We start from the raw sequence: 25,257 nt of genomic DNA on the forward strand, positions 1-25,257 counted from the left end.
AACGACGCGTGTATATTCCGGGCGGTATGACTATTCGCCGGGGCGATGTGTTGGCCCTGCACTGCCGACAGGCATTACGCCAGGAAGATCGCCCGTGTCGACCACCCGCCGCATCCACGTTCAAGCCGATGATGATGTACTCGCGCAGGGCATGCGCGAAATCCAGACCGAACTGAAACTGCCGCAGGCGTTTCCAGCAGACGTCGAGGCTGCCGCCGAGCAGGTGGCAGCGAATCCGCGGTTGCCGGAGCTCGATCGCACCGATATTGCGCTGATCACGATCGACCCGCCTGAGTCGATGGATCTGGATCAGGCGATGTACGTCGAACGCAGTGATGGTGGTTATCGCGTCTACTACGCGATTGCCGATGTCGCGGCGTTTGTCACTGCCGGCGATCCGATCGACCTTGAGGCGAACCGGCGTGGCGAGACGCTGTACGGCGCGGATGCCAAGATCCCGCTGCATCCGAAAGTACTGTCGGAGGGCGCCACCTCGCTGCTGCCCGGTCAGTTGCGTCCGGCCCTGCTGTGGACGATCGAACTGGACAAGAGCGGCGAGATCAGCAGCATCGACGTGCGACGCGCCCGCGTCAGCAGCCGCGCCAAGCTCAATTACGCCGGTGTGCAGCAGTTGATCGATGCCGGCACCGCCGATCCGATGTGGGCCGTGCTGCGCGAGATCGGCGAGCTGCGCCAGCAGCGCGAGTTCTCTCGCGGCGGCATCAGCCTGCCGCTGCCCGAACAGGAGATCGACGTGGTCGACGGGCAGTGGACGCTGTCCTTCCGCGCACGTCTGGCGGTCGAGGACTGGAACGAGCAGATCTCGCTGCTGACGGGCATGGCAGCGGCACAGCTGATGGTGCAGGCCAAGGTCGGTCTGTTGCGCACGCTGCCCGAACCCGAAGTGCAGTCACTGCAGCGCTTGCGCATCACCGCGCAGGCACTCGGTATCGACTGGCCATCGGCGCAGAGCTATCCCGACTTCATCCGCTCGCTGGATCCCACGAAAGACACCCATGTCGCGATGCTCACTGCGTGCACCACGGTGTTGCGCGGTGCCGGCTACGCGGCATTCAATGGCGAGCTGCCCGCACAGCCGAAGCAGTGGGCGCTGGCGGCGGAATACACCCACGCCACCGCGCCGCTGCGCCGGCTGGTCGACCGCTACACTGGTGAAGTCTGCGTGGCGTTGTGCGCGAAGCAACCGGTACCGGCCTGGGTACTGGCCGCATTGCCTGGTCTACCTGCCACGATGCAGGCTTCGGGCCACCGAGCGCGCCAGTATGAGAAGGCCGTACTCGACCTCGCCGAAGCCGAGGTGCTGGCGTCGCGCGTAGGTGAAACATTCGCCGGCGCCATCGTCGAGGTTGCCTCCAATGATCCCAGGAAAGGTGTGGTCATCGTGCGCGATCCCGCGATCGAGGCCAGTGTTTCCAGCACGTCCAGCCTGCCGCTGGGTGCCGATGTCAAGGTGAAGCTGGTCGAGGCGGATCCGGTCAAGCGCACCACGCGTTTCGAGCTGGCGGGATAACCGGCCTGTAAGGCGCACCGGCTTCCACGGCACGCCGGGTTGAACCAGCGGATGCGATGACTGGCCATGCATTGGCAAGACTGTTGCATGGCCTGTGGCATGAACGATCATGCCTACGACATCTCCTATCTGCTCGAGTCCGAACTGGTGAAGGCCGATGTGCCGGAGTTGCGGGTCGCCAAGGCGCCGCCGGCACCGCCACCGGTGTCATACCAATCGGCGCTCGCCGCTGCGCAGGAAGCCATGGCGCGCGAACTCCTCGAGGTCGCCGAAGCTCATGAAGAATTGATCCGGCAGTACCTGCGCTTCAGCAGTGGCTCCCTGCAGGACCCCTTCGGACAGTGAGGCATGCCGGTGGTTGTCGGTGATGCCGCACTTGAGCCAAAGATGACCAAGTTCGACACATCGTTCCGGGGCCGGCCGAACCCGGTAGCTTTCTGTCGAACGTCGCTGCCTGTCAGTGCTGTCAAGAAAAAGCCCGGGCTTGCCCGGGCTTTTTTTGTTGCCCATGTTCGGGCGATGTCTCAGGCGATCTCTGGCAAGGTCGCCACGCCGGCCTCGATCGCCGCCTTGTGCACCAGCGTGCGCGGCAGGATGCGCGTGAAGTAGAAGCTGGCGGTGTCGCGCTTGGCCTGCTTGAACGCGGCGGATTGCGTGCTGGCTTCGGCGGCAGCCACGCTGCGTGCCCACAGGTAGGCGAGGCTGACATAGCCGGAGTAGTACAGATAGTCGGTGGCGGCGGCGCCGAGTTCCTCCGGGTTGGCCTGCACGCGTTGGGCGAGTTGCAGGGTGAGGTCACCCCACTGTTTGGTGATGATCGCCAGCGGCCCGATCAGGGTGCGCAACGCTTCATCGGCGCTGTGCTTCTGGCAGAACGCGCTGATCTCCTGCAGGAAGTGCTTGAAGCCCACGCCTTGCAGCTGGAGGATCTTGCGGCCCAGCAGGTCGGCCGCCTGAATGCCGGTGGTGCCTTCGTACAGGGTGATGATGCGGGCGTCGCGAACGAACTGCTCGACGCCGTTCTCGGCGATGTAGCCATGGCCGCCGTAGATCTGCAGTGCTTCCTTGGTGCACTCCTGCGCCAGCTCGGTGACCACACCCTTGGCGATCGGAATCAAAAACGCGACCAGTTCGCCCGCGGCCTTGCGCGCGGCTTCATCCGTGCTGCGCGACTCGACGTCGGTTTGCAGCGCGGTATACAGCAGCAACGCGCGTGAGCCTTCGACGAAGGCACGCTGGGTCAGCAGCATTCGGCGCACATCCGGTTGCACCAGCAGATTGTCGGCCGGCTTGTCGGGAAACTTCGGGCCCGACAGCGAACGCGACTGCAGGCGTTCGCGCGCGTAGTTGAGGCTGTTCTGCAGCGCGCGTTCGGCCAGCGCCAGGCCCTGCACACCAACCGACAGGCGTGCGGCATTCATCATGGTGAACATCGCCATCAGGCCCTTGTGCGGCTTGCCGATCAGATAACCTTCGGCGCCGTCCAGGTTGATCACGCAGGTGGAGCAGGCGTGGATGCCCATCTTGTGTTCGATCGCACCGGCGGCGACGGTGTTGCGTGCGCCGAGCGAGCCGTCCTCGTTGACCTTGAACTTGGGCACGATGAACATCGAGATGCCGCGGCTGCCTTCCGGCGCGTCGGGCAGGCGCGCCAGCACCAGGTGCACGATGTTCTCGGTGAGGTCGTGTTCGCCGGCGCTGATGAAGATCTTGGTGCCGGTGATCTTGTAGGCGTTGTTGTCAGTGGGTTCGGCGCGGGTCTTCAGCAGGCCGAGGTCGGAGCCGGCCTGCGGTTCGGTCAGGCACATCGTGCCGGTCCAGCGACCTTCGACGATCGGCTTCATGAAGCGCTCGCGCTGCCATTCCTCGCCATGCATTTTCATGGCGTGGGTGGCGCCCTCCGACAGCAGCGGATACAGGCTCCACGCCAGGTTGCCGGACTGGAAGATCTCGGTGGTCGCGATGCCGAGTACGCCGGGCAGCGCCTGGCCGCCGTACTTTTCGGAATTGGTCAGGCCGGTCCAGCCGCCTTCGGCAAACTGCTTGAACGCTTCCTTGAAACCCTTCGGCGTGGTCACCGTCTGGGTGGCCTTGTCGAAGTGGCAACCTTCCTCGTCGGCGGGGCCGTTGGTCGGCGCCAGCAACTGCTCGCTGAGGCGGCCGGCTTCCTCCAGCACCGCGTCGAGCAGGTCACGGGTGTGGCCTTCACCACCCTGCAGCGAGGTCAGGGTCGATTCGGCGCCAAGCACGTCGAACAGGGCGAAGCGCAGATCGTCGAGCGGGGCCTTGTAGATGGTCATGGTGATTCCTTTGGTGAAAGGTGGCGTCGTGTAGAAGGCGATGTCAGCGATAAGTGTTGGGGATGCCCGGCACCGGCGAGAGCCAGTCGTTGCCGTTGAAGTCGAAATCGCGCGGCTGCTTTTCCTGCTCCGGCTTGGCGTTGGTGCTGCCACTGATGCGGTAGGCGAGCGAACCGGCGCTGCCCTTGCCCGCGATGGCCTGCAGTGCCGCGCTCATCGGCGCCGTGGGCAGCACATCGAGCTGGATCACATCGCCGGCGAGCGCCGGGATGTCGCGCTCGAAGGTGGTGTGCAGGCGGATCGGCACCAGTTCGGCGATCTGCAGCCGGCCATCGAGCGACTTGAAATCCATCTCGCCGTAACTGTTGTTCTGGATGCGCACGGTCAGCTGCCACTGGCCGCCTGGCCGCACCACCAGCTGCTGGATACTCAGCGTAGGCGGGTAGACGCTTTTCTTTTGTGGCCCGCAAGCGGTCAGGCCGGCAGCGAGCATGGCAAGCAGAAAGCCGCACAACAGTCGTTTCATGGCCGTTCCTCAAACGATTGTTTGAATCTTAGCCCAGCTGGCATGACAAAGTCAGCGGCGGTTCCCATCGCGCGGTGCAGCGGGCATCATCGTGGGTCCGTTCCCAGCCAGCAGAAGCCTTCATGACCCGTCGTATCACTGCCCGCCGTTCGCCAATCCACGGCAACGGTGTATTCGCCACCGCCCCGATCGCCAAGGGCGAGGAAATCATCGAGTACAAGGGCAAGCTGCTGACCCATGCCGAAGCCGACGATCTGTATGGCGACGGCGGCGAGACCGGCCACACGTTCCTGTTTACCCTCAACGACGACTACATCATCGACGCCAACCAGCACGGCAACAGCGCGCGCTGGATCAACCACAGCTGCGCACCGAACTGTCGCGCCGTGGTCGAGGAAAGCGCCAGTGGCGATCCGCGCAGGGACCGGGTGGTGATCGAGACGATCCGTGCGATCAAGCCCGGCGACGAACTCACATACGACTATGGCATCGTGCTCGAAGTACCGCACACCGCGCGCCTGAAGAAGCTGTGGGTGTGCCTGTGCGGTTCGCCGAAATGCACCGGTACCCTGCTCAAGTCCAAGCGCTAGTCAGCGGTCAAAATTCGCTTCTATACTCGTCCTCGTTGCCCGACATGGGGGAGGGCAACGAGAACAGCAACAGGGGGAGTGATGGAAGCGAATCCATATGCCGCGCCAGCGGCCGTGGTCGACGATGCGGCCGCATGGGATGCGTATGATCTGGAAAACCGCAAGACCGGGCGTGGCAAACGCCTTGGCGCTGCATTGCTGGATCTCCTGGTCAATCTGATCTGGCTACTCCCGATCATCTGGGGCGCCACCATGGCAGGTGACGTCAAGCACGGGCTGAAGCCGGCCGCGCCGATGGTGGGCGTGATGCTGCTGGGTCTGGCTCTGCTGATCGGCATCTTCGTCGTCAACTGCATCTTGATTCATCGCAGCGGCCAGACCATCGGCAAGCGTGCACTGGATATCGCCATCGTGCGTACCGATGGCAATCGCGTCGGCTTGGTTCGCTACATCTTCCTGCGGGTCGTTCCGATCATCCTGATCGGCATCATTCCCGTGGTCGGCAGGCTGATCAATCTGGTCGATCCGCTGCTGATCTTCGGCAAGGAACGACGCTGCCTGCATGACCTGATCGCCGACACCATCGTCGTCGACGTTTGATGCTCGACACGGTACGCGAGATAGAAACTCCCGAAGGGATCAGCCTGCGTCTGCGCGCGGCCGGTGCGCTGCCGCGCGCGCAGGCATGGATGCTCGATGCGTTGCTGCGCATGGGGGTGTTCATGCTGGCGATGATTCCGTTGGGGCTGCTCGGCGTCGGTGGCAACGGGCTGGCCATGCTGTTGCTGTTCGCCCTGATGTGGGCCTACTCGGTGGCGTGCGAGGTTTGGCTGGACGGCCAGACGCTGGGCAAGCGCGCGCTCGGTTTGCGCGTGGTGAATGCCGATGGCACGCCGGTGACGTGGGTGCCGTCGGTGGTGCGCAACCTGTTGCGCGTGGTCGATGTGTTGCCGGGCGTGTACGGCGTCGGCCTGGTCTGTACGCTGATCGATCCGCATGCGCGCCGGCTCGGCGATATCGTGGCCGGCACGATGGTGGTGCACGCGGTCGAGCTGCCGGCCGGTACGCAGGTGCCGACTGTCGCGGCCATACCGCCACCGGTGGTGCTGGCAGCGGACGAGCAGGCCGCGCTGGTGGAGTTTGCCGAACGCTCTGGCCAACTCACTCTGCAGCGGCAGGAGGAACTGGCCAATCTGCTGCTGCCGCTGACCGGGCGTCGCGACACCGCCGCGGTGTCGCAGCTGATCGCTCACGCCAACTGGCTGCTGGGACGCGCATGAAGCAGGAGCGCTTCGTCGCCATGCACGGTTGCGAGTGGGACGACTTGCAGTCCTGGTTTAGTGCGCTCGATCGGCAGCCGCAGCGCACCATGCGGCAGGAACATACGCTGGATTTTCCGCAGTCGTACCGGCGCCTGTGCCATCAGCTGGCACTAGCGCGTGGACGCGGCTACAGCCGCGAGGTCACCGATAGGCTGCAACGTCTGGTGCAGCAGGGACATCGCGTGCTGTACCGGCCGCCGGCGCCACGCTGGCATCGGGTGGCGATGTTCCTGCTCGCCGGTTTCCCGCGACTGGTGCGGTCGCAGTGGCGCTGCATGACCGCGGCGGCACTGCTGTTCTATCTGCCGGCGCTGGTGACGCTGGTGCTGCTGCAACTGCGACCCGAGCTGGCGCATACGGTATTCAGCAGCGCACAGCTGGCGCAGTTCGAAAAGATGTACGACCCGGGTAATCCCCACATCGGCCGCAGCAGCGGCACCGACCTGCAGATGTTCGGCTACTACGTGATGAACAACGTCAGCATCGCGTTCCGCACCTTTGCCTCGGGGCTGTTCTTCGGCGTCGGTGCGATCTATGTGCTGGCCGCCAACGGCGTGCTGATCGGCGGCGTGGCCGGGCACCTCGACGCGATCGGCTATGGCGGACCGTTCTGGCGCTTCGTGGTGGGGCATTCGGCGTTCGAGCTGAGCGCGCTGGTGATTGCCGGCGGCGCCGGGCTGCAGCTGGGCCTCACCCTGCTGATGCCGGGTCGGCAACGACGCGGGCCGGCGCTGGTCGCCGCCGGCTGGGTCGGTGCGCAGCTGGCGCTGGGCGCGTTCGCGATGCTGCTGGCCGCGGCCTTCATCGAGGCGTACTGGTCGTCGATCGCCGCGTTGCCGAACGGCGTGAAATTCGGCAGCGGCGCGCTGCTGTGGTTGCTGGTGCTGGGCTGGTTGTGGCGTGGTGGCCGGGAGCGCAGCGATGGAGCTTGAGCGGATCAGCGTGGTGCTGCGGCCGCGTGCGCCGCGCGAGGCGCTGGATCTGGGCGCCACGATGCTGCGTGCGAATGCGCGCGCCGTGTGGTCGGCATGGTTTGCGTTCACCTTGCCGGTATTCGTGACCTGCAATGCACTCGGTGTTGCATTGGGTCTGCCGTGGCTGGGGCTGGTATTGATGTGGTGGCTGAAGCCGCTGTTCGACCGGCTGCCGCTGTACGTGTTGTCGCGCGCGGTGTTCGATCGTGCGCCAGGCTGGCGCGAGACCCTGCGTGGCCAGGGTCAGTGGCCGTGGGGCAGCACGTGGGCGGCGTTGAGCTGGTTGCGGATCGACAGCAACCGTTCGCTGCGCCTGCCACTGGAATTGCTCGAAGGGCTGCCACGCAGACAGCGGGCGGCGCGCTGGAGCGTGTTGCGCAGGCGCATCGTGACGGATGCCAGCCTGCTCACTTACGGCTGCCTGCAATTCGAACTGGTGCTGTTCCTCAGTGTATGGCTGCTGGCCATGCTGTTGATTCCACGCGAATGGCTGCCGGATTCGTTGCGTGACTTCTTCCGCGTCGACGTGCACGCGGCATCGACGATCTGGATGCTGCTGACTTCGTTGGTGGCCTATCTGGCGATGAGCGTGATCGAGCCGCTGTACGTGGCGTGCGGATTTGCGTTGTACCTCAACCGGCGCACGCAACTGGAAGCGTGGGATATCGACCTGGCGTTCCGTCGCCTGCGCCAGCGGCTGCAGGCGAGTGGCAAGACCCTGGCCGTGCTGCTGGCCTGCGCTTGTTGCTGGCCGCTGTCCAGCCATGCGGCGAGTAGCTCGCACGGTTCGCGAGTGGCGCCGCCGACTTCGCTGGAACAGGTATTCAAGCAACCCGTAGACGGCGCCGACCAGCAACGCTTCGCGGCTGCGGCTACCGAGGTCTATCGTGACCCGCGTTTCGGCGGCGAGCACAAGGCGCGCGAGTGGGTGTTCAAGTACGCGTCCACGCCACAGCCCGTACGCACGCCGATGCAGCCGTTGTTTCCGGGGTTCGCTGCGCTGGTGGCTATGATCCTGAAGCTGGGTCTGTGGCTGCTGCTGGCGGTCGTGGTCGGTGCATTGCTGCGATTCGTCTGGCGCTGGCAGCGTACGCGCGTCGTCGTCGATGCGGCGCCTGTCACCCCCGCGCCGACATGGCGAGCGCAGGTAATGGCCGATACGCCGCTGCCGAGCGATCTGGCCGGCGCGATCCGCACGTTGTGGGGCGCACAGCAGCAGCGCGAGGCACTCGCCCTGCTGTATCGCGGTTGCGTGGAACAGACCGCGCGATTGCTGCAACTGCCAGCGTCGATCGATGCGACCGAGGCAGACTGGTTGCGCCAGGCCGCGGCGATGGCCGACCCGGCGCGTGCCCAGCGCGTTATCGCGATCGTGCGCACCTGGCAATTCGCCGCCTATGCCGGACGCTACCCGGATGACGTCGTCGTCGAGAGCCTGCTGGTTGGCTGGCCGGCGCAGGCGGGAGCGCCGGCATGAACCGGAACACGATCCTGGTGAGCCTGCTGGCGCTGGGCGTGGGGTTGCTCCTGGCTGGCGCGTTCTTCGCCACGTTCGAACGCAAGGACGTCACGCAGCGAGTGCCTGCGCATGGCGAGGCAAGTTTCAACCGTTTCTTTGCGCTCGATCAGTCGCTGCGCCGACTGGATTTCACGGTGGCCTCGCTGACCTCGCTGGATCCGCGGCAGATGCCGCTGCGGCCTGGCGACACCCTGGTGCTGGGCGATGACATCAGTCGCATCGATGTCGACGATGCCCGGCGAATCGTGGCGTGGGTGCGCAACGGCGGCCACCTGCTGCTGTCGCCGGGCTCGCCCGCGAGTGCCGTGCACACGCCACTGTTCGAGGCGCTGAACCTGCTCGATGCGCGCCCGGCGGAATTTGCCTGCAGTGCGATCCGCGCGAGCGGTGCTGCCGGGGACAAGGCGAATGACGAAGTGCAGTTGTGTGGCCAGCGCTTCCGGCTGAATCCGGTTGCCGGCGCGGCCGTCGATGCGGCGATCGGCAACCTGCAGGATGGTTACCTGTTTGCCCGCACGAAGCTGGACGCCGGTTCGATCAGCCTGCTGGTCGACATGGACGTGATCTCGCGCGAGCAATTGCGCAGCAGCGCGGCGCAGCAGTTTGCCTGGCGCCTGCTGGCGCCGAATCTCGGGCAGGGCGAGATCTATCTGGTCTACGCACTGGATGGCATGTCGTTCCTGAAACTGCTGCTGCTCAAAGGCTGGCCGGCACTGCTGGCGCTGAGCCTGCTGCTGGCCGCCTGGATGGCCATGCGCAGCGAGCGGTTCGGCCCGCTGATGCCGGCACCCGCATTGCATCGTCGCGCCCTGCTTGAACATGTGCAGGCGGCCGGCGAATTCATCTACCGCCGCGACAGCGGACGCAGCCTGCACAACCTGGCCTGCCAGGCCGTGCTGACCCGCCTGCGTCGCCGCGATCCGGCCTGCGTCATGCTCAACGGCGATGCCCTGTATGCGCGCCTCGCGCAGCGCAGCCAGCTGGCTCCCGAGCAGATCGCGCAGGCCTTCCAGTCACCCGCGAACGCGCAGGCGTTTCGCGCATGCATCACCACCCTGGCGCGACTCAGGAGCCGCCCATGACGATCGAAACACTTACTGCCGCGCCGGCCACGCCGCCGGTGACGCTCTCGCTGGCCGAACTCGGCGCGCATGCGCGCGCTCTGCGCGAGCAGGTCGCACGGGCCTTCATCGGCCAGACCGAAGTATTCGACCAGGTGTTGCTGGCGCTGCTGGCGGCTGGCCATGTGCTGATCGAGGGCGTGCCCGGCCTGGGCAAGACCTTGCTGGTACGTGCCTTGGCCGCGTCAGTCAGCTGCACCTTCGGTCGTGTGCAGTTCACTCCGGACCTGATGCCGGCGGACGTCACCGGTCATGCGATCTACGATCCCAAGAGCGAGCGCTTCCAGGTCCGTCGTGGCCCGGTGTTCGCGAACCTGCTGCTGGCCGACGAGATCAACCGTGCGCCGGCCAAGACGCAGGCGGCGTTGCTGGAATCGATGCAGGAAGGCCAGGTCACCATCGAGGGTCGCCGCTTTCCGTTGCCGGCGCCGTTCATGGTGGTGGCCACGCAAAACCCGATCGAGCAGGAGGGCACTTATCCGTTGCCCGAGGCGCAGCTCGACCGCTTCCTGATCAAGGTGGTGATCGGCTATCCCACGCTGGAGGATGAGCGCCGCATAGTCGCCGGCGTGGTCAACGGCAAGGTGGCCGCTGACCTCGATGTCTCGCGGGTGCAGCCAGTGATGGGCCAGCCGGAACTGCTGGCCTTGCAGCAGGGCGTCGCGGCGATCCGCATGGATGCCGCAGTGACCGACTACGCCGTACGCATCGTGCGCGCAACGCGCGAATGGCCGGGTGTGATCGGCGGCGCCGGCCCGCGCGGTGGACTGGCGCTGGCGCGATTGGCGCGCGCACAGGCCGTACTCGACGAGCGTGATTTCGTCACCCCGGACGATGTGCGTGCGGTGGCGTTGCCGGCGTTGCGGCATCGCCTGTTGCTGGCACCGGAGGCGCTGATCGAGCGGCAGCGTGCCGATGACGTGCTTGCTGCGTTGCTGCACAAGGTGCCTGCACCTCGCCAATGATGCGGCCCGCACCGCTCCTGTTGTGGCTGCTGGCCAGCTGGACCGCACTTGGTGTGCTGGCCAGTCTGGGCTGGCTGCCGTTGCCGACATGGCTGGCCTGCGGCCTCGTCATCGCGCTGCTGGCGTTGCTCGATGGCTGGCGTCTGCGCCGGATGCCTTCGCCGCAATTGCAGCGCGAAGTGGCGCCGGTGATGCCGCTCGGTCCCGAGGCGCGTGTGGGCCTGCGCCTGCGCGCCATCGCGACGCGTGCGCAGCGCTTGCGCCTGCACGACCTGCATCCAGGTGGCTGGGCAGTGCGCGGGATGCCACGCACGTTGTCGCTGCAGCCCGGCAACGAATTGCTGCTCGATTACGCGGTCACCCCGGATGCCCGCGGCCAGTTCAGCTTCGAGGGTTGCCACCTGCAACTGCGCTCGCCATGGCATTGCTGGACCTCGCGCCGGGTGATTGGCGCGACCTCGACGGTTAAGGTGTATCCGAATTTCGCGTCGCTGGCGGAGCTTGCCGGGCTCAGCGTGGAGCTGGCTTCGCGCAGCGTCGGCGCGCGGCTGCAGCGGCGTCGCGGCGAAGGCACCGAGTTCCAGGAGCTGCGCGATTACCGCGTTGGCGACAGCCTGCGCAAGATCGACTGGAAGGCCACTGCGCGAAGCAACCGGCTGATCTCGCGTGAGTACCGCGACGAGCGCAACCAGCAGGTGGTGCTGATGCTTGACTGCGGTCGGCGCATGCTGGCGCAGGACGACCATCTGGCGCATTTCGACCACGTGCTGAATGCATCGCTGGCGCTGGCCAGCATCGCGCTGCGCCAGGGCGATGCGGTCGGCATGCTGGCCTGCACTGGCCAGCAGCAACGCTGGCTGCCGCCGCAGCAGGGCGGTGGCGGCATGGACATGCTGCTGGCCGCCGGTTACGACCTGCAGGCGATGCCGCTGGCGACCGATTACCTCGCTGCGGCCAGCGCGTTGCAGGCACATCAGCAGCGACGCGCGCTGATCGTGCTGGTCACCAACGTGCGCGACGAGGACGATGCGGAGCTGCGCGCGGCGGTGACGATGCTGGCACAGCGTCATCTGGTGATGCTGGTCAGCCTGCGCGAACTGGCGCTGGACCGGGTCGCTGCCGAAGCCGGCGACAGCCTGGAAACCGGCATCCGCAGTGCGGCCGCGATGCACTACCTGAGCGAACGCGAGCGCGTGCATGAAGGCCTGCGCCGCGAGGGCGTGAACACGCTCGACGTCAGTTGCAGCGAGCTGTCGGGCGCGCTGATCGAGCGCTACCTCAGCATGAAGCGGGGCGGCCGGCTGTAGCGATCACGCAAGGATCGCTCACCTGTAGGAGCGGCTTCAGCCGCGATGCTGTTGATCTTCTGCTTCGGCCATCCGAAAGCATCGCGGCTGAAGCCGCTCCTACAGGTTCTGTCGTGGGTGAAAGGCTCAGGTCTTTACGCCTGGATCTCGCCGTCGTAGTCGATCGCGATGACCTCGATCGACAGATCGCCGGCCGGCCGTTTCCAGTTCACCTCATCGCCGACACGGGCGCCGAGCAGCGCCTGTGCCAGCGGCGACAGATAACTGACCCGGTGCTGTTCGGCGTCGGCCTCGTCTTCGCCGACGATGCAGTAACGTTGTGCCCCTTCGCTGCTGTCCACGCTGACGTTCGCGCCGAACGTGACGCGATCCTGTGGCTGCGATAGCAGGTCCACTTCGATCGCGCTGTCCACCCGCGCGTGGAGCCAGCGCAGTTCGCGTTCCAGTGGCGCCAGTTCGTTCTGCAGGGTCATCGTGTCGGTCGAGGCCTTCAACGCATCGCGTCGCGCGGTAGCTGCCTGCAGCCGTGCCTGCAGCTGCGCCAGACCGCGCGGAGTGACGTAGTTCGGGTGCGTGCTCAGCGGCAGGTCCGGCAACGCCGGTGCATCGCCGTCATCGGACTCCTTGGTGAAGGCTCGGCTCATCGTGTTCTCCCGCGGCGATGCGCAATCAGGTCGCAGATGGGGTGGCAAGTGGCGATCATCCCGCCGCCAGCCAGACGCTGCTGCGGCGGCCATGAAGGCGAAGTGAGGTCAGCGATCGGTTTTTCCAGCATCGCCTGGTGCGGCCGGTTTGCCGATCCAGCGGGCGGTGGCCAGTTGTTGATCGATGCTGCGGGCCAGCCGCTGGATGCCTGTACGCGCCGCATCGGCGGTGGCACCGGTGCAACCGTTGTAGAAGTTCACCGTCTTGCTGCCGGTCGTATCGACGACGGTGATCTTCACGCCGGCCTGGTCGCTCATCAGCACGACACAGCCGTCATCGCTGGAGACGTAGCTGTCGCGCATCGAGCGGAACCCGACTTGTTCCACCACGGCGAGAATATTCGCGAACTGCGTTGGGGTGGCATGACCGCGGGCGCTGCCGGTTTGCACATGGACGTGGCCCTCGAAGCTGACCTGACCGTCCGAGGTCACCGTCACGCTGTAAGCGGGGCAGTTGCCGAAACAGCTGCTGCGCTGCAGGGTGACGCTGGCGTTGCGGAGGGGCTGATCCGGTGCGGCTTCGACAGGCAGCGTGCATGTGCCAGACCACAGCACCGCACATACGATCATGCTGCGACTGGTGTACATCAGTCTTCCTCCGCATGTGGCTTCCATGCCTCGCTGAGTTGCTTCTGCACATTCGACGGCACCGCTTCGTAGTGACTGAGGTCGAGGCTGTAGCGGCCGCGACCACCGGTCATCGATTTCAGTTCAGTGGGATAGTCGATCAGTTCGGCCAGCGGCGCCTGCGCCTTGATCACCAGTTCGCCGCCGCGCTGGGTGTCGGTGCCCATGATGCGCGCACGCTTGCCGGCGAGGCCGCCGGTGACGTCGCCGACGTTGTGCTCGGGAATCGCCACCTCGACGTTGACGATCGGTTCCAGCACGATCGGCCGCGCCTTGCCAATCGCGTCGAGAAACGCCTTCTTGCCGGCGCTGATGAAGGCGACCTCCTTCGAATCGACCGGATGGTATTTGCCGTCGTACACGGTCACCCGCAGATCCTGCAGCGGATAGCCGGCGATTGCGCCGTGTTCCATCGCCTGTCGTACACCTTTCTCGATCGCCGGCAGGAACTGGCCGGGAATCACGCCGCCCTTCACCGCGTCGACAAATTCGAAACCGGTGCCGCGCTCAAGCGGTTCCACGCGCAGGAACACCTCACCGAACTGGCCGGCGCCACCGGTCTGCTTCTTGTGCCGATGATGGCCTTCGGCATGGCCGGCGATGGTCTCGCGATAGGCGATGCGAGGCGGATGGGTCGCCACCTCGACACCGTAACGTTCGCGCATACGCTCCAGCATCACTTTCAGATGCAGGTCGGAGAGCCCACGCACCACCGTCTCGTTGAGCTCCTTGTGGTGCTCGACGCGAAAGCACGGATCCTCCTCGGCCAGCCGGCCCAGGGCATTGGACAGCTTCTGCTCCTGGCCCTTGTGCTTGGGTTCCAGCGCGAGGCCATACATCGGTGCCGGGAATGCCAGTGGCGCCAGCGTGATCAGGTCCTCGTCGTGCGAGTCGTGCAGCACGGCATCGAAGTGGATGTCCTCGATCTTCGCCACCGCGGCGATGTCGCCAGGAATCGCCGCTTCGATCTCCACGTGCGTCTTGCCTTGCACGCGGAACAGATGGCCGACCTTGAACGGCTTGCGGCCGTCGTCGATCAGCAGCTGGCTGTCGCGACGGATCGTGCCCTGCCATACGCGGAACACACCGAGCTTGCCGACGAACGGATCGTTGACGATCTTGAACACGTCGGCGATCACATGACTCTTCGGATCGGCGCTGATCACCAGTGGCGTGCCGTCGCCGCGCCCGAACGGCGGCGGATTGCCCTCGGCCGGATTCGGCAGCAGTCGTTCGGCGACTTCCAGCAGTTCGTTGACGCCGACGCCGGTGCGCGCACTGACGAAGCAGATCGGTACCAGGTGGCCTTCACGCAGGCATTGTTCGAACGCATCGTGCAGCTGCTGTGGTGTCAACGCGCCTTCGCCGGCGTCGAGGTAGGCCCCCATCATCGTCTCGTTGATTTCGACGACCTGGTCCAGGATGCGCTGGTGCGCCTCGGCCAGCGAGGAAAAATCGGTGTCACCTGCACTGTGGAAGAAGCAGTCGAGCACGCGCTTGCCGCGCCCGGCGGGCAGGTTCACCGGCAGGCATTCGCTGCCGAATTCCTCGCGCAACGCGTCCACCAGCTTGGCCAGGTTGGCGCCATCGAAATCGATCTTGTTGATCACCAGCATGCGCGCCAGTCCGCGCGAGTGTGCATGCGCCATCATGCGACGGGTGCCGTGCTCGATGCCGTTGATCGCATTGACCACCACCACCACGGTTTCCACCGCGGCCATCGCAGACAGCGTGGCGCCGCGGTAATCGGCGTAGCCGGCGGTGTCGATCAGGTTGAGGTGGCAGCCGCTGTGGTCGATATGCGCGACGCAGCTGTCGATCGAATGGGCGCGCGCCTTTTCCTGGCTGTCGGTATCCGAGACCGTGCTGCCACGTTCGATCGAACCGGCTGTCTGGATCGCGCCACCGGCCAGCAGCAGGGCTTCGAACAACGTGGTCTTGCCCACGCCGGCATGACCGGTGAGCGCGATGTTGCGGATGTTTTCCGTGGTGTACGACACGATGCGACCCTCCCATGACTGGGCGCAGTTCGTGCCGGCATGGACAACGGCGCCGCACGAAGCCGCGCGTTGGCGACTGAAGTGGCGGGCCGTCATGGTCGTCCTTCGTTAGATACAAGCCGAGGGCGGTCATGGCGGGGCGGCGCATGACGCCGCCCGCCTAGACTTGAGCGAACCGCCGGTACGGTCAAGCTGCAGTGCGGGGAACCGGCGGCACGCCGCGGCGGTCTGTCATGGGCACGTGAACTCCCACCGGCACCCGCGTGGCCAGTCCTGCCGGGTTCAAGCGCCATTCGGCATCCTGCCCGCAGCCATCCGCGCCACCGAGGTGTCGTCATCGTTCATCCGTTGCAGGCCGAACAGCACAACCCGCACTCCCCCGACGAGGCTCCGTCGGGCCGTGGGTTGATGCCGCTGGACGGGGCGACCCGGGCGCGGTTGCGCCAGCTGCGATGGCGCGAGGCGCGCTCGGAGCGCCGCTCGCGCTGGCTGGCATTGGTCGTGGCCGCGTTGCTGCACCTGCCGTTCCTGCTGGTGATCTGGTTCGAGATGCGGCCGCCGGCACCGACGGTGCAGGTCGTGCGGCCGGAAGAAGTGCTGCAGGTGCGTTTCATCACGCGTGCGCCGCCGGTCGCGGTCAAGCCGCCGCCGGTACCTGCGCCGCCGGCTGCGCCACCACGCGCGTTGCCGAAGCCGCGCGAGCCGGTGTCAAAGGATGCGATGACGGTGCAGCTGCCGACACCGAAACCGGTCGACACGTCGTCGCTGTATGACCAGAACGGCAAGCCGCGGTTGCCGGCGCCTGCCGCCAGCGCCCCCACGCCCGGCTACGTGCAGAACCGGCCACAGGGCGACATGCAGGTCATGCAGCACGATAGTCCGGTCAAGTACCAGGCAACGCGCTTCGAAAACGACTGGAGCGGCAATGGCAATGCGGTCGACAACGCGTTGCAGAAACTGGTGGACAAGACCACGGTCAAGAAAACCATCAACCTGCCCGGCGGAGTGCGTATTCACTGCGGCATTTCCATCGCAATGCTGGCCGGTGGCTGCGGCGGCGATCCGCCGCCACCGCCCTCGGCGAAGGATGGCGACGAGCGTCTGAGCATGGCGCCGGCCAAACCGCTCGCCGTCGATCCGCATGCGCCCAAACCACCCGGCGTCGAGGCGTGCATCGCGATGTATCGTGCCGGCAAGCCACTGGAGTGGGGTTGTCCGATCGACACGCCGAACCGTGCGGTTGAAGCCGAATTGCGTGAGCGTGCGGGTGCCGCCAGTCATCCCTGAGTGTCATGCGGAACCGTGGTTGCGCCCATTACACTGGCGGCATGCCCCGTACACCTTCCGATCGACCTGGCGACCGTTCATCCAGTGAGCCGGAATGGTTCGTCATGAACCTGCCGCAGGCGGCGACTGCTCCATTGTTCGTATTTAGTTCGCGCACCCGCGAGCGTCCGCGCGAACGCGGCCTGCACGTGGTCGCGGCGCTGGGCGCGTTGCTGGTGCACCTGATTTGCCTGTTCGCCTTCGTGCTCGGTCCGGCCTATGAGGTGAAGCCGCCACCGGAATCGAAGCAGCAGTTCCTGCAGGTGCGTCTGATCGAGGCACCCGAACCGCCGCCACCGCCACCGGTGCTGGGCACGCCGCCGAAGGAACTGGGGCCGCGCCATCAGGGTCGTGCCAGTCGACCCATAGTCACCAGCCAGCCCGGGGCGAGCATGCAGATGACGGTTGCGCCACCGCCCAAGCCGTCGCCCGCGCCGCCGGTGGTCGCGCAGGCAGTGAAATCCAGCGCGCTGGCAGCGAAACCCGTGGCCGCGCCCACGCCGCCGGTGAGCCTGCCGCAGCCGGCGCCGACGCCACAGTTGCAACCGGTGCCGCTGGCCGCCGAGCCGCCGGCGGTGAACCTGCCCACGCCGTCGCTGCAACCGCCGGTGCCACCGAAGTTCCAGCCCGAGTCCGTGCGCCGGCCGCAACTCGAAGGCACTCGCCCGCTGCCGCCACCCGCGTCGCTGGCGTTGCCGGAGCTGCCCACGCCGGCGTCGCCACCGATCACCGTATCCAGCATCGCGTTGACCACAGTGGTGCCCAAGTCCAGCGCGCCGCCCAGCGTGACGCCAGAACGTGCCGAGGTTCCCGCGGCCCCACCGGTGCCTGAGCTGCAACCGATCCCGCTGCCCGCGCAGCCCGCGCCCACGGTGAACCTGCAAACCAGCCTGAGCGTGCCCAGTCCCAGCGCGCCGCACGAGCAGCCGCAGTTGCAGGCGCCGAAGATCGAGGTTGCCGAAGCCGAACTGGAAGCGGTGCCGCTGGCGCCAGCGGCACCGGCGCAAGTGCGGCCGCAGGTGCCGGTGGTGAAGATCGAGCCGGCGGACAAGGCGATCGCGTCGGCCATCCAGCCGTCCATCGAACGACCGCAACTCACCGCGCCGCCTGCACCCGTCGTCACGGCAGCTGCCCAACCAGCGCCGACGAACAAGTCGGCCGCGGCGTCAGCATCCACCGCGAGCGCAAAGCCAGCGGCTACCGCTAGTCCGGATGAGACCAGTGCGGAGCGTGATGTCAGCACCGCGCCGAACGCCAGCCCATCTGGCAGCGATACCGCCACGCCAGGTGTGCCCAACGGCGTGGCGGCGGCGCCGGAAAGTGCAGGCAATCAGGCCAATGGCCTGCAACCGAAGCCCGGGCAGGGCAGCAGCAAGGGTGTTGCTGGCAAGCAGCAGGGTCCCGGTCAGCTCGGCGGCAACCAGCCTGGCGCCGCCGAGGGAGCGAAGCAGGGTGAGCCCAACGGTTACGTGCAGCTGAAACCGCACGGCGACACCGAAATCATGGGTCATGGCACGCCGAACATCGGCTACAAACCGACCCGCTTCGACAGTGACTGGACGCCCGAAGGCGAGAGCTCGGTCGACACGGTGCTGCGTCATGCGGTGGAAAAAACCACCGTGGCGCATACCTTCCACCTGCCACGCGGCGTGCGCGTCGAATGCAAAGTGGTGCCGCTGCTGCCGATGGCCTTGTTCGGTTGCGACAATCCGGATCCACCGCCGAAGCCGGTGGCGGCGAAGGTCTACGACCGACTGCACCTGGCTCCGGCCAATCCGGTTGCAGCACCCACCCCTGCAGCATCGGCCAGCACGGCGGCGGCAACACCGATCAAACTCGACAACAGCGTGCAATGCGCCGAAGCACGCGTTGCCGGCGGCCCGCCGCCGCCCGGCTGCGAAGCAATCACCTTGCCGGTCAAGCTGGCGCATCCGGCAACCCCGTCGTCCAGTACATGGGTGCCGGCGAGCGATCAGTTCCATTGAGCGTGGTTGCGGGTACATAGCGTGCCGTTTGCCCAGCGAGCTGCTGCATGAAACGATGCGTGGCCTGCCGTCTGCACAGCAGGCTTGCTGCACTCGTCTTGCTGACTGCAACACCGACAGGAAAGGCGCCGCATGGAACCCGTGGATAGCCACAGCACAGCAATAGTCATCCCGGTGAAGCTCACCGCGAGCGGGCTTGTCGTCGACGGCGACAGCCCGAGCCGGCAGCTGCTGGGATTCATCGATGCAGTGCTTCGTGGCATCGGCCAGGTGATGTTGCAGAACAACAGCTATGCCGGTCTGCTGTTCTTGCTGGGGATCTTCTACAACTCGATGATCTTCGGGCTGGCGGTGCTGGTCGGTGTGGTGGTGAGTACGGCGACGGCGATGCTGCTTGCGGTCGACCGTTCGCTGCTGCGTGCCGGCATGTTCGGCTTCAATGGTGCATTGGTCGCCATTGCACTGCTGTATTTCCTGCAGCCGGACGGGTTGACCTGGAGTTATGTGGTGCTTGCTGCCGCATGCACGACGGTACTGATGGCCGCGATGCTCAACCTGCTGAGCGTCTGGAAGATGCCCGTGCTCACGGCGCCGTTCGTGTTCACCGCGCTGGGTTTCCTGCTGGCGTGCGCGCGGTTCGGCCGACTGCATTCGACACATGTGCTGCCGACGGCTGGATTGCCGCAGGCGGCGGCCGTCGAGGGCGTCGTGAGCGTGTCGACGGTGCTGGAGGGTCTGTTCAACGGTGTGGCGCAGGTGTTCTTCTAGGGCAATGTGATCACCGGCGTGATCTTCGCGCTAGCGCTGCTGGTCAGTTCGCGGGTGGCCTGCGTCATGGCCCTGCTGGGCTCGCTGACGGGGCTGCTGGTCGCCTGGGGTATGGGCGCGGCCGAGCCGGCGATTCGCTCCGGTGCGCTCGGCTTCAATGCCGTGCTGGCGGCAATCGCGCTGGGCGCGGTGTTCTTCGTGCTGGATAGAGTTTCGATCGCCTATGCGCTGCTCGCGGCGATCACCACGACCGTGGTGTTCGCCGCCATGTCGGCTGCACTGGAGCCGATCGGGATGCCGGCCCTGACGTTTCCGTTCGTGCTGGTGGTGTGGTTCTTCGTGCTCGCCAGCCCGCTATTTCCACGGCTGCGGCATAACTGACGAATCAGGCCTTGCGCCGCGTCCTTGCCTTGATCGGGAGAATCCCATGCATATCGACCTGAGTCAGCGCCACGCGATCGTCACCGGCTCTACCGCCGGCATCGGCCTGGCGATCGCCAGCGGCCTCGCGGCGGCAGGTGCGCACGTCGTCATCACCGGGCGCACGCCGGCACGCGTGGACGAAGCTATCGCCAGCATCGTCAGGAGCGTCAGCGGTGCACGCCTCAGTGGCGTGGCCGGCGACCTCGGTACGCGCGAAGGCGCCGAGCACTTGATCGCGCAGGTGCCGCAGACCGACATCCTGGTCAACAGCCTCGGCATCTTCGAGCGAAGGGGTTCTTCGACATTCCCGACGAGGACTGGCTGCGCTTCTTCGAGGTCAATGTGATGAGCGGCGTGCGCCTCGCACGGCATTACGCGCAGGGCATGGCGCAGCGCGACTGGGGCCGCGTGCAGTTCATCTCCAGCGAGTCGGGCGTGCAGATCCCCGCCGAGATGGTTCACTACGGCACCACCAAGACCGCCCAGCTCGCCGTGTCGCGTGGCCTCGCCGAGTCGCTGGCCGGTACGGGCGTCACTGTCAATGCGATCCTGCCGGGGCCGACGCGCTCGGAAGGCGTCGGCGACTTCTTCGGCAAGATCGCGGCGGAGCAAGGTGTGCCGCTGGAGCAGGTCGAACGTGACTTCATCGCCACCCATCGCCCGTCGTCGCTGATCAAGCGGCTCGCTACCGTCGAGGAAGTCGCCAATCTCGTGGTGTATCTCGCCTCGGAGCAGGCCTCGGCGACTACCGGTGCGGCGGTGCGCGTGGATGGTGGGGTGGTGTGATCGGTGGTTTGATGGGCTCAGCTAGAGGTTGAGAAAGCGCCGGAGTTAAACCGCGCGTAGCGTCGGCTTGAATGAGCTGTTAGGCAGTGTCACTGTGCTTTTCATGCAAGTCACATAGAACAATGTACGCCGGATTTTCCTTCATATGCGGCAGTAGCCGCATGATGACTACCGCGATCTCGCCGCCACCTAGGTTGGGTGGCAAACGCCATGACTGGTAGCTAAGAGCCGGATCGTCTTCGTCTGCGATAGCCATCTTGTCGCAGGAGCCAATGTAAAGGCCTGCTGAACTCATGTCTCCGAATATTATGGGCAACAAATAGCTACCCCTAACTCGATCTCTTCCAAGCTCGCCAACCAAGAAGCCATATGCCGCTTTTGCAAGGAGTCTTGCCAGTTCGACGTACTGAAGCTTCTGAACAATAGCAACTGTATCTGCGTTATGTGCTGATACAACGGCATCTATGGAGTTCAAGTTAAAAGCCACAACCCGGGTTGGTCTTAGCTGCGGGTCACTTGCGTCTCCGAACAGAAGCTTAGGTTTCGGGAAAAGAGGCAGGCTCAGCACCAGGGGGTGGGCATCCGGCGAGGCGTCCACCTTAGACTCATGCCCTGCCTTTGTGACCAATAAGGGAAATGATTTTGGCCGCTCTTGTGGACGCCTTGTTGGGAACTGGTGCCCAACTCGTAACTGGGCTAGAGATCCGCGAAGCAATGCCAGTTCAAATTTGCTGGTGATGTCGCGGCACTCAGAGCAGCTGGCGGATTTAAGGACATAGTTGCCGTTAAGCCCATAGGGGATGACATGCTCATCCGAGTCGCTAGGATTTGGGCAGTAAATGCAGTAGCCGTTTGGGACGAAATTCGGCATTGGCTATCTAACGCCTTATGTCTTGAACATTCCGTAGTCTAAGTGCCAAGAGCCCGGTGATTTAGTTGGCCGGATGCCCGCGTTCCTGCATCAGCCGTGTCAGCTCGGCAACAAGATCGCTACGGGTGGTGACTGCATCGAGCAAATAGACCTGCACGTCATGTGCGCCAACGCTGGCATGCAGACTGCCACCGTTGGGCACGTCGATCGCGCTTTCGCCAAAGGCGGCTTTCCAGCGGCCCGGCTGCAAGTCATCGCTAATGGTGAAATCGGCCGGTTGGTCGCCCTTGTTGAGCAGCACCAGCGCGATCTGATGCACGTCACCTTTCTGGTACACGCGATAGAACGCGGCCTGGTCGCCGGCGAAATGCAGCGGCAGCATCAGGCCGCGTTGCAGTGCCGGGGTTTTTTCGCGCAGTTGCGCGATGCGCTTGAGGTGTTGGTAGATCGGGCTGTTCGACGCGGCGTCGATGCGTGGCTGACCGTAGTAGTTGCGGTTGCCTTCATGCTCGGCCTTGCCGCGCTCGAAGCCGGTTTCCGAGCCGTAGTAGATCGCCGGGATGCCGCGCGCGGTGAACAGCCAGTTGTTGGCGTCGATGAAGCCGTTGTCGCTGGCGTTGAGTCGCGCCATGTCGTGGTTGTCGTAGAACGTGACCAGGTCGTACGGGTTCGCGTAGGGGCCGTTGGTGAGGTAGAGGCGATCGAGCAGGTGCGCGTAGTCGCTGCCGGGGTGTTCGAATACGTCGGCGACACGTTCGCGCAGCGGGAAGTCGAGCACGCTGATGCCGCCGTTCTTCGCCCAGGTGTACTGGCCGATATTGTCGGGGCTGTAGTCGAACGCCTCGCCGAACATGAAGAAGCCCGGATGCTTCGCGCGGATGCGCGCGGCGAACTGTTTCCAGAACGCGGTGGGCATGTGGCTGATGGTGTCGATGCGGAACGCGTCGGCGCCTTCGCCCGCCCATTGCAGATAGGCACCGACGAAGTAGTCCAGCACCTCCGGATTCTCGTCGTCGTTGTTGGACAGCTGGGCCAGATCTTCGTACGCGTGATAGAAGCGATGCAGCGGATTGCGCACGGGGTCAAGCTGGTCCGGCCGCAGGTTCTGTTCGTCGGCGATCAGCTTGCCGCTCTTGTCGTAGATCTGGCCGAACATCGGCTGCGCCTTCGGCATGCTGAAGGCGGGCGAGCCGTGATTGGCGACGATGTCCTGCACCACCTTCAGGCCTTGCGCATGCATCGCCGTGGTGAACTGGGCGAAGTCGAGTCCCTTGCTCGGCAGGTGCGGGTCGAGCTTGTAGAAGTTGACGCCCCAGTAACCGTGGAAACCGGTCTTGCCGCGATCGGTGAACTTCGAGCCCCAGCTCACCGGGTCGCCGCCGGTGAACGCCTCGTCCGGGTTCTGCACGATCGGGGTGATCCACACCGCGCCGAAGCCCATGCCGCGGATGTAGCCGGCGTTGTCCAGCACGCCCTTGAAGTCGCCGCCGAGGTAGCCGATGTTCGCGCTCTGGCCCTTGGGCGCGCCCGGCACCGGAATGTCGAAGGTGGGATGCGCGCCGCCCTGGTGACGCTGGTCGTTGGACGGATCGCCGTTGACGAAGCGGTCGGTCATCACGAAGTAGATCGCGTTGGATGCGAAGGGTGCATCGGTGCCGACGAACTCGGGTGCCTTGGTCGGCGTCGCCGCGTGCGCGAGGCTGCAGGCGAGGGTGACGACGAGGGCAGGAAGCAGGCGCAGCTTGGGCATGGTTCGTTTCCGTGGAGCGGGATACGGGCGTTCTGGTCAGGCCTCGGGGTCGGGCACGCGCAGCGTGCACAGGCCGGCGATAAGCAGGCTGGCGCCACCCAGGCCGAGTGCCCAGATCGGCTGGTTGTGGAAGCACAGTCGCAGCAGCAGGCCGAGCACGCTGGCGGCGAGCAGTTGCGGGATCACGATGAAGAAATTGAAGATGCCCATGTAGACGCCCATCTTCGCCGTGGGCAGGTTGTCCGACAGCAGCGCATAAGGCAGTGACAGGATTGAGGCCCATGCAAAGCCGACGCCGACCATCGAGGCGAGCAGCCAATGCGGATCACGGATGACCAGGAACGACAGCAGGCCGGCACCCCCAAGGCACAGGTTCACCACGTGGCTGATGCGCAGGCCCCATCTGCGTACCATCAGCGGGATAACCACCGCGGCAAGTGCTGCAAACCCGTTGTACGCGGCGAACAGCACGCCGACCCAGTTGGCGCCCTCGTTGTAGGCGGACGAGCCGGTATCGGTGGTGGCGTAGATCGTCTGCGTCACGCCCGAGGTGGTGTAGATCCACATCGCGAACAGTGCGAACCAGGAGAACAGCTGCACCCAGGCCAGCTGCCGCATCGAGGTGGGCATGCCGTAGAGGTCGCCCATCACTTCGCGCAGCATGCCGTGGCTGCGGGTGCGGCTCAGCCATGCGAACAGCAGGCCGAACACGATCAGGCCGCCGGCCAGCAGGTAGACCTCTTTCTCCAGTGCGAAATGTCTGATCGCGAACAGCACTGCGATACCGATAAGCAATAGCAGCAGGCCCGGTCGCCAGGCGCGCGTTGCATCCACCTCCGGCTCATCCGCCACGTTGTCGGTGAACGCTTGCAGTTGCGCAGGCGGGTATTCGCGCGTGGTCAGGATGGTCCAGAGCACCGCGCCAAGCAGCACCGCGCCGCCGGCGTAGAACGCGTACTTCACCGTATCGGGAATGCCTCCATCCGGTGCTACGTTGGCCACACCGAACTGCGCCAGGATCCACGGCAACATGGAGGCGATCACCGCGCCGGCACCGATGAAGAAACTCTGCATCGCATAACCGGCTGGCCTCTGTTGCGTGGGCAGTTGATCGCCGACGAAGGCGCGGAACGGCTCCATCGACACGTTGATCGACGCATCCAGGATCCACAGCAGGCCGGCGGCCACCCACAGCATCGGCGCATTCGGCATCCACAGCAGCGCCAGTGAGGCGAACACCGCGCCGACCAGGAAGTACGGCCGGCGCCGGCCCAGGCGGTTCCAGGTGCGGTCGGAGTAGTGACCGATGATCGGTTGCACGATCAGCCCGGTCAGTGGCGCGGCTATCCATAGCGCCGGGATGTCGTTCACGTTCGCGCCCAGCGTCTGGAAGATCCGGCTGACGTTTGCGTTCTGCAGCGCAAAGCCGAACTGGAGGCCGAGAAAGCCGAAGCACATGTTCCAGATCTGCCAGAACGACAGTGCGGGTTTCGGCGTCATCGGTGGCTACCCTTGTTGCAGGTGATGTCGCGCGACACACCCGCGTTCGCTGGCGGCATGCTCAGCACGCGTGCACCGTGGGTGCTGAGCTGTGGTTGATCTGGATCATTGGCACCTCCCCCTCAGGCAGCAGTTATGTCATGGCGTGGCGCATCCCGCATGCTGCGGGCGCAGCATCGGCGCACCTCGCTGCCGGGTGACAGCCCTGCATGGTAGGCAGCTTCGCAGTGCAGCAACCAGCGCCTGCATACGTATTCATGGCCATGCCGGCACGCCGCGTAGCGGCAATCCGGCCGCAACGCCGATCTTCCTTGTAAAGCGGAGGGCTCTGGCGGCATAGTCGATCGACAGTGTGACGACAG

20 protein-coding genes and 2 pseudogenes are annotated in these 25,257 nt (G+C 65.3%); 14 read left to right on the forward strand and 8 right to left on the reverse strand.

Annotated features, from left to right (window positions below; translation table 11 throughout):
• Positions 1–94 precede the first annotated feature (94 nt).
• Positions 95–1,531, forward strand: a complete 1,437-nt coding sequence (locus B0E48_RS03525; RefSeq protein ID WP_077516026.1) for an RNB domain-containing ribonuclease — start codon at positions 95–97, stop codon at positions 1,529–1,531.
• Positions 1,532–1,630: 99 nt separating this feature from the next.
• Positions 1,631–1,876: a hypothetical protein gene (locus B0E48_RS03530; RefSeq protein ID WP_077516027.1), complete on the forward strand. Its 246-nt coding sequence runs from the start codon at positions 1,631–1,633 to the stop codon at positions 1,874–1,876.
• Between the two features lie 179 nt (positions 1,877–2,055).
• Here the strand turns inward: B0E48_RS03530 and B0E48_RS03535 are convergent, their stop codons facing one another.
• A complete protein-coding gene (locus tag B0E48_RS03535) occupies positions 2,056–3,831 on the reverse strand; it encodes an acyl-CoA dehydrogenase C-terminal domain-containing protein (RefSeq protein ID WP_077516028.1) in 1,776 nt (591 codons plus the stop codon).
• A gap of 43 nt (positions 3,832–3,874) precedes the next feature.
• Complete coding sequence (locus B0E48_RS03540) at positions 3,875–4,357, reverse strand: hypothetical protein (protein ID WP_077516029.1); 483 nt, start codon at positions 4,355–4,357, stop codon at positions 3,875–3,877.
• A gap of 122 nt (positions 4,358–4,479) precedes the next feature.
• Here B0E48_RS03540 and B0E48_RS03545 point away from each other — a divergent pair, with 122 nt between their 5' ends.
• The 8 genes from B0E48_RS03545 to B0E48_RS03580 all read left to right on the forward strand — a co-directional run bounded on the left by B0E48_RS03545 (position 4,480) and on the right by B0E48_RS03580 (position 12,155).
• Entirely contained in the window at positions 4,480–4,947 is a 468-nt protein-coding gene (locus B0E48_RS03545) for an SET domain-containing protein-lysine N-methyltransferase (RefSeq protein ID WP_077516030.1), read from the forward strand.
• Positions 4,948–5,028: 81 nt separating this feature from the next.
• Positions 5,029–5,547 (forward strand): RDD family protein, encoded by a 519-nt coding sequence (locus B0E48_RS03550; RefSeq protein WP_077516031.1) that lies wholly within the window; start codon positions 5,029–5,031, stop codon positions 5,545–5,547.
• Positions 5,547–6,227: an RDD family protein gene (locus B0E48_RS03555; protein ID WP_077516032.1), complete on the forward strand. Its 681-nt coding sequence runs from the start codon at positions 5,547–5,549 to the stop codon at positions 6,225–6,227. Before B0E48_RS03550 ends, B0E48_RS03555 begins: the two co-directional genes overlap by 1 nt.
• Complete coding sequence (locus tag B0E48_RS03560; RefSeq protein WP_077516033.1) at positions 6,224–7,201, forward strand: stage II sporulation protein M; 978 nt, start codon at positions 6,224–6,226, stop codon at positions 7,199–7,201. The genes B0E48_RS03555 and B0E48_RS03560 overlap by 4 nt, the downstream gene beginning before the upstream one ends.
• Complete coding sequence (locus B0E48_RS03565) at positions 7,191–8,720, forward strand: DUF4129 domain-containing protein (protein ID WP_077516931.1); 1,530 nt, start codon at positions 7,191–7,193, stop codon at positions 8,718–8,720. Before B0E48_RS03560 ends, B0E48_RS03565 begins: the two co-directional genes overlap by 11 nt.
• Positions 8,717–9,844, forward strand: coding sequence for a DUF4350 domain-containing protein (locus tag B0E48_RS03570; protein WP_077516034.1), 1,128 nt, complete (start codon positions 8,717–8,719; stop codon positions 9,842–9,844). The genes B0E48_RS03565 and B0E48_RS03570 overlap by 4 nt, the downstream gene beginning before the upstream one ends.
• A complete protein-coding gene (locus B0E48_RS03575; RefSeq protein WP_077516035.1) occupies positions 9,841–10,848 on the forward strand; it encodes a MoxR family ATPase in 1,008 nt (335 codons plus the stop codon). The genes B0E48_RS03570 and B0E48_RS03575 overlap by 4 nt, the downstream gene beginning before the upstream one ends.
• Positions 10,848–12,155, forward strand: a complete 1,308-nt coding sequence (locus tag B0E48_RS03580) for a DUF58 domain-containing protein (protein WP_077516933.1) — start codon at positions 10,848–10,850, stop codon at positions 12,153–12,155. The genes B0E48_RS03575 and B0E48_RS03580 overlap by 1 nt, the downstream gene beginning before the upstream one ends.
• 134 nt (positions 12,156–12,289) lie before the next feature.
• Here B0E48_RS03580 and B0E48_RS03585 read toward each other — a convergent pair whose 3' ends face one another.
• The 3 genes from B0E48_RS03585 to fusA form a co-directional block, all read right to left on the reverse strand.
• A complete protein-coding gene (locus B0E48_RS03585) occupies positions 12,290–12,799 on the reverse strand; it encodes a GreA/GreB family elongation factor (RefSeq protein WP_077516036.1) in 510 nt (169 codons plus the stop codon).
• A gap of 108 nt (positions 12,800–12,907) precedes the next feature.
• Positions 12,908–13,447 (reverse strand): DUF6438 domain-containing protein, encoded by a 540-nt coding sequence (locus B0E48_RS03590; RefSeq protein WP_077516037.1) that lies wholly within the window; start codon positions 13,445–13,447, stop codon positions 12,908–12,910.
• Positions 13,447–15,486: an elongation factor G gene (gene fusA / locus B0E48_RS03595; RefSeq protein WP_077516935.1), complete on the reverse strand. Its 2,040-nt coding sequence runs from the start codon at positions 15,484–15,486 to the stop codon at positions 13,447–13,449. The genes B0E48_RS03590 and fusA overlap by 1 nt, the downstream gene beginning before the upstream one ends.
• A 348-nt stretch (positions 15,487–15,834) precedes the next feature.
• Here fusA and B0E48_RS03600 point away from each other — a divergent pair, with 348 nt between their 5' ends.
• The 4 genes and pseudogenes from B0E48_RS03600 to B0E48_RS03615 all read left to right on the forward strand — a co-directional run bounded on the left by B0E48_RS03600 (position 15,835) and on the right by B0E48_RS03615 (position 20,774).
• Positions 15,835–16,773, forward strand: coding sequence for a hypothetical protein (locus B0E48_RS03600; RefSeq protein ID WP_254423833.1), 939 nt, complete (start codon positions 15,835–15,837; stop codon positions 16,771–16,773).
• A 104-nt stretch (positions 16,774–16,877) separates the two neighbouring features.
• Complete coding sequence (locus B0E48_RS03605; RefSeq protein ID WP_168170280.1) at positions 16,878–18,797, forward strand: hypothetical protein; 1,920 nt, start codon at positions 16,878–16,880, stop codon at positions 18,795–18,797.
• A 132-nt stretch (positions 18,798–18,929) separates the two neighbouring features.
• Positions 18,930–19,946: pseudogene (locus tag B0E48_RS17990) on the forward strand (urea transporter).
• Between the two features lie 46 nt (positions 19,947–19,992).
• Positions 19,993–20,774, forward strand: a pseudogene (locus B0E48_RS03615) (SDR family oxidoreductase).
• A gap of 79 nt (positions 20,775–20,853) precedes the next feature.
• Here the strand turns inward: B0E48_RS03615 and B0E48_RS03620 are convergent.
• From B0E48_RS03620 to B0E48_RS03630, 3 genes are all read right to left on the reverse strand, one after another.
• The gene (locus B0E48_RS03620; RefSeq protein WP_217317800.1) at positions 20,854–21,372 is read right to left on the reverse strand and encodes a hypothetical protein; all 519 of its coding nucleotides are present in this window, start codon (positions 21,370–21,372) and stop codon (positions 20,854–20,856) included.
• 334 nt (positions 21,373–21,706) lie between these two features.
• Positions 21,707–23,395, reverse strand: coding sequence for an alpha-amylase family glycosyl hydrolase (locus tag B0E48_RS03625; RefSeq protein WP_077516041.1), 1,689 nt, complete (start codon positions 23,393–23,395; stop codon positions 21,707–21,709).
• Positions 23,396–23,431: 36 nt separating this feature from the next.
• Positions 23,432–24,895, reverse strand: a complete 1,464-nt coding sequence (locus tag B0E48_RS03630; RefSeq protein WP_077516042.1) for an MFS transporter — start codon at positions 24,893–24,895, stop codon at positions 23,432–23,434.
• Positions 24,896–25,257 lie beyond the last annotated feature (362 nt).

Origin of the sequence: Rhodanobacter sp. C03 (genome assembly GCF_002001175.1) — a bacterium.
GTDB lineage: Bacteria > Pseudomonadota > Gammaproteobacteria > Xanthomonadales > Rhodanobacteraceae > Rhodanobacter.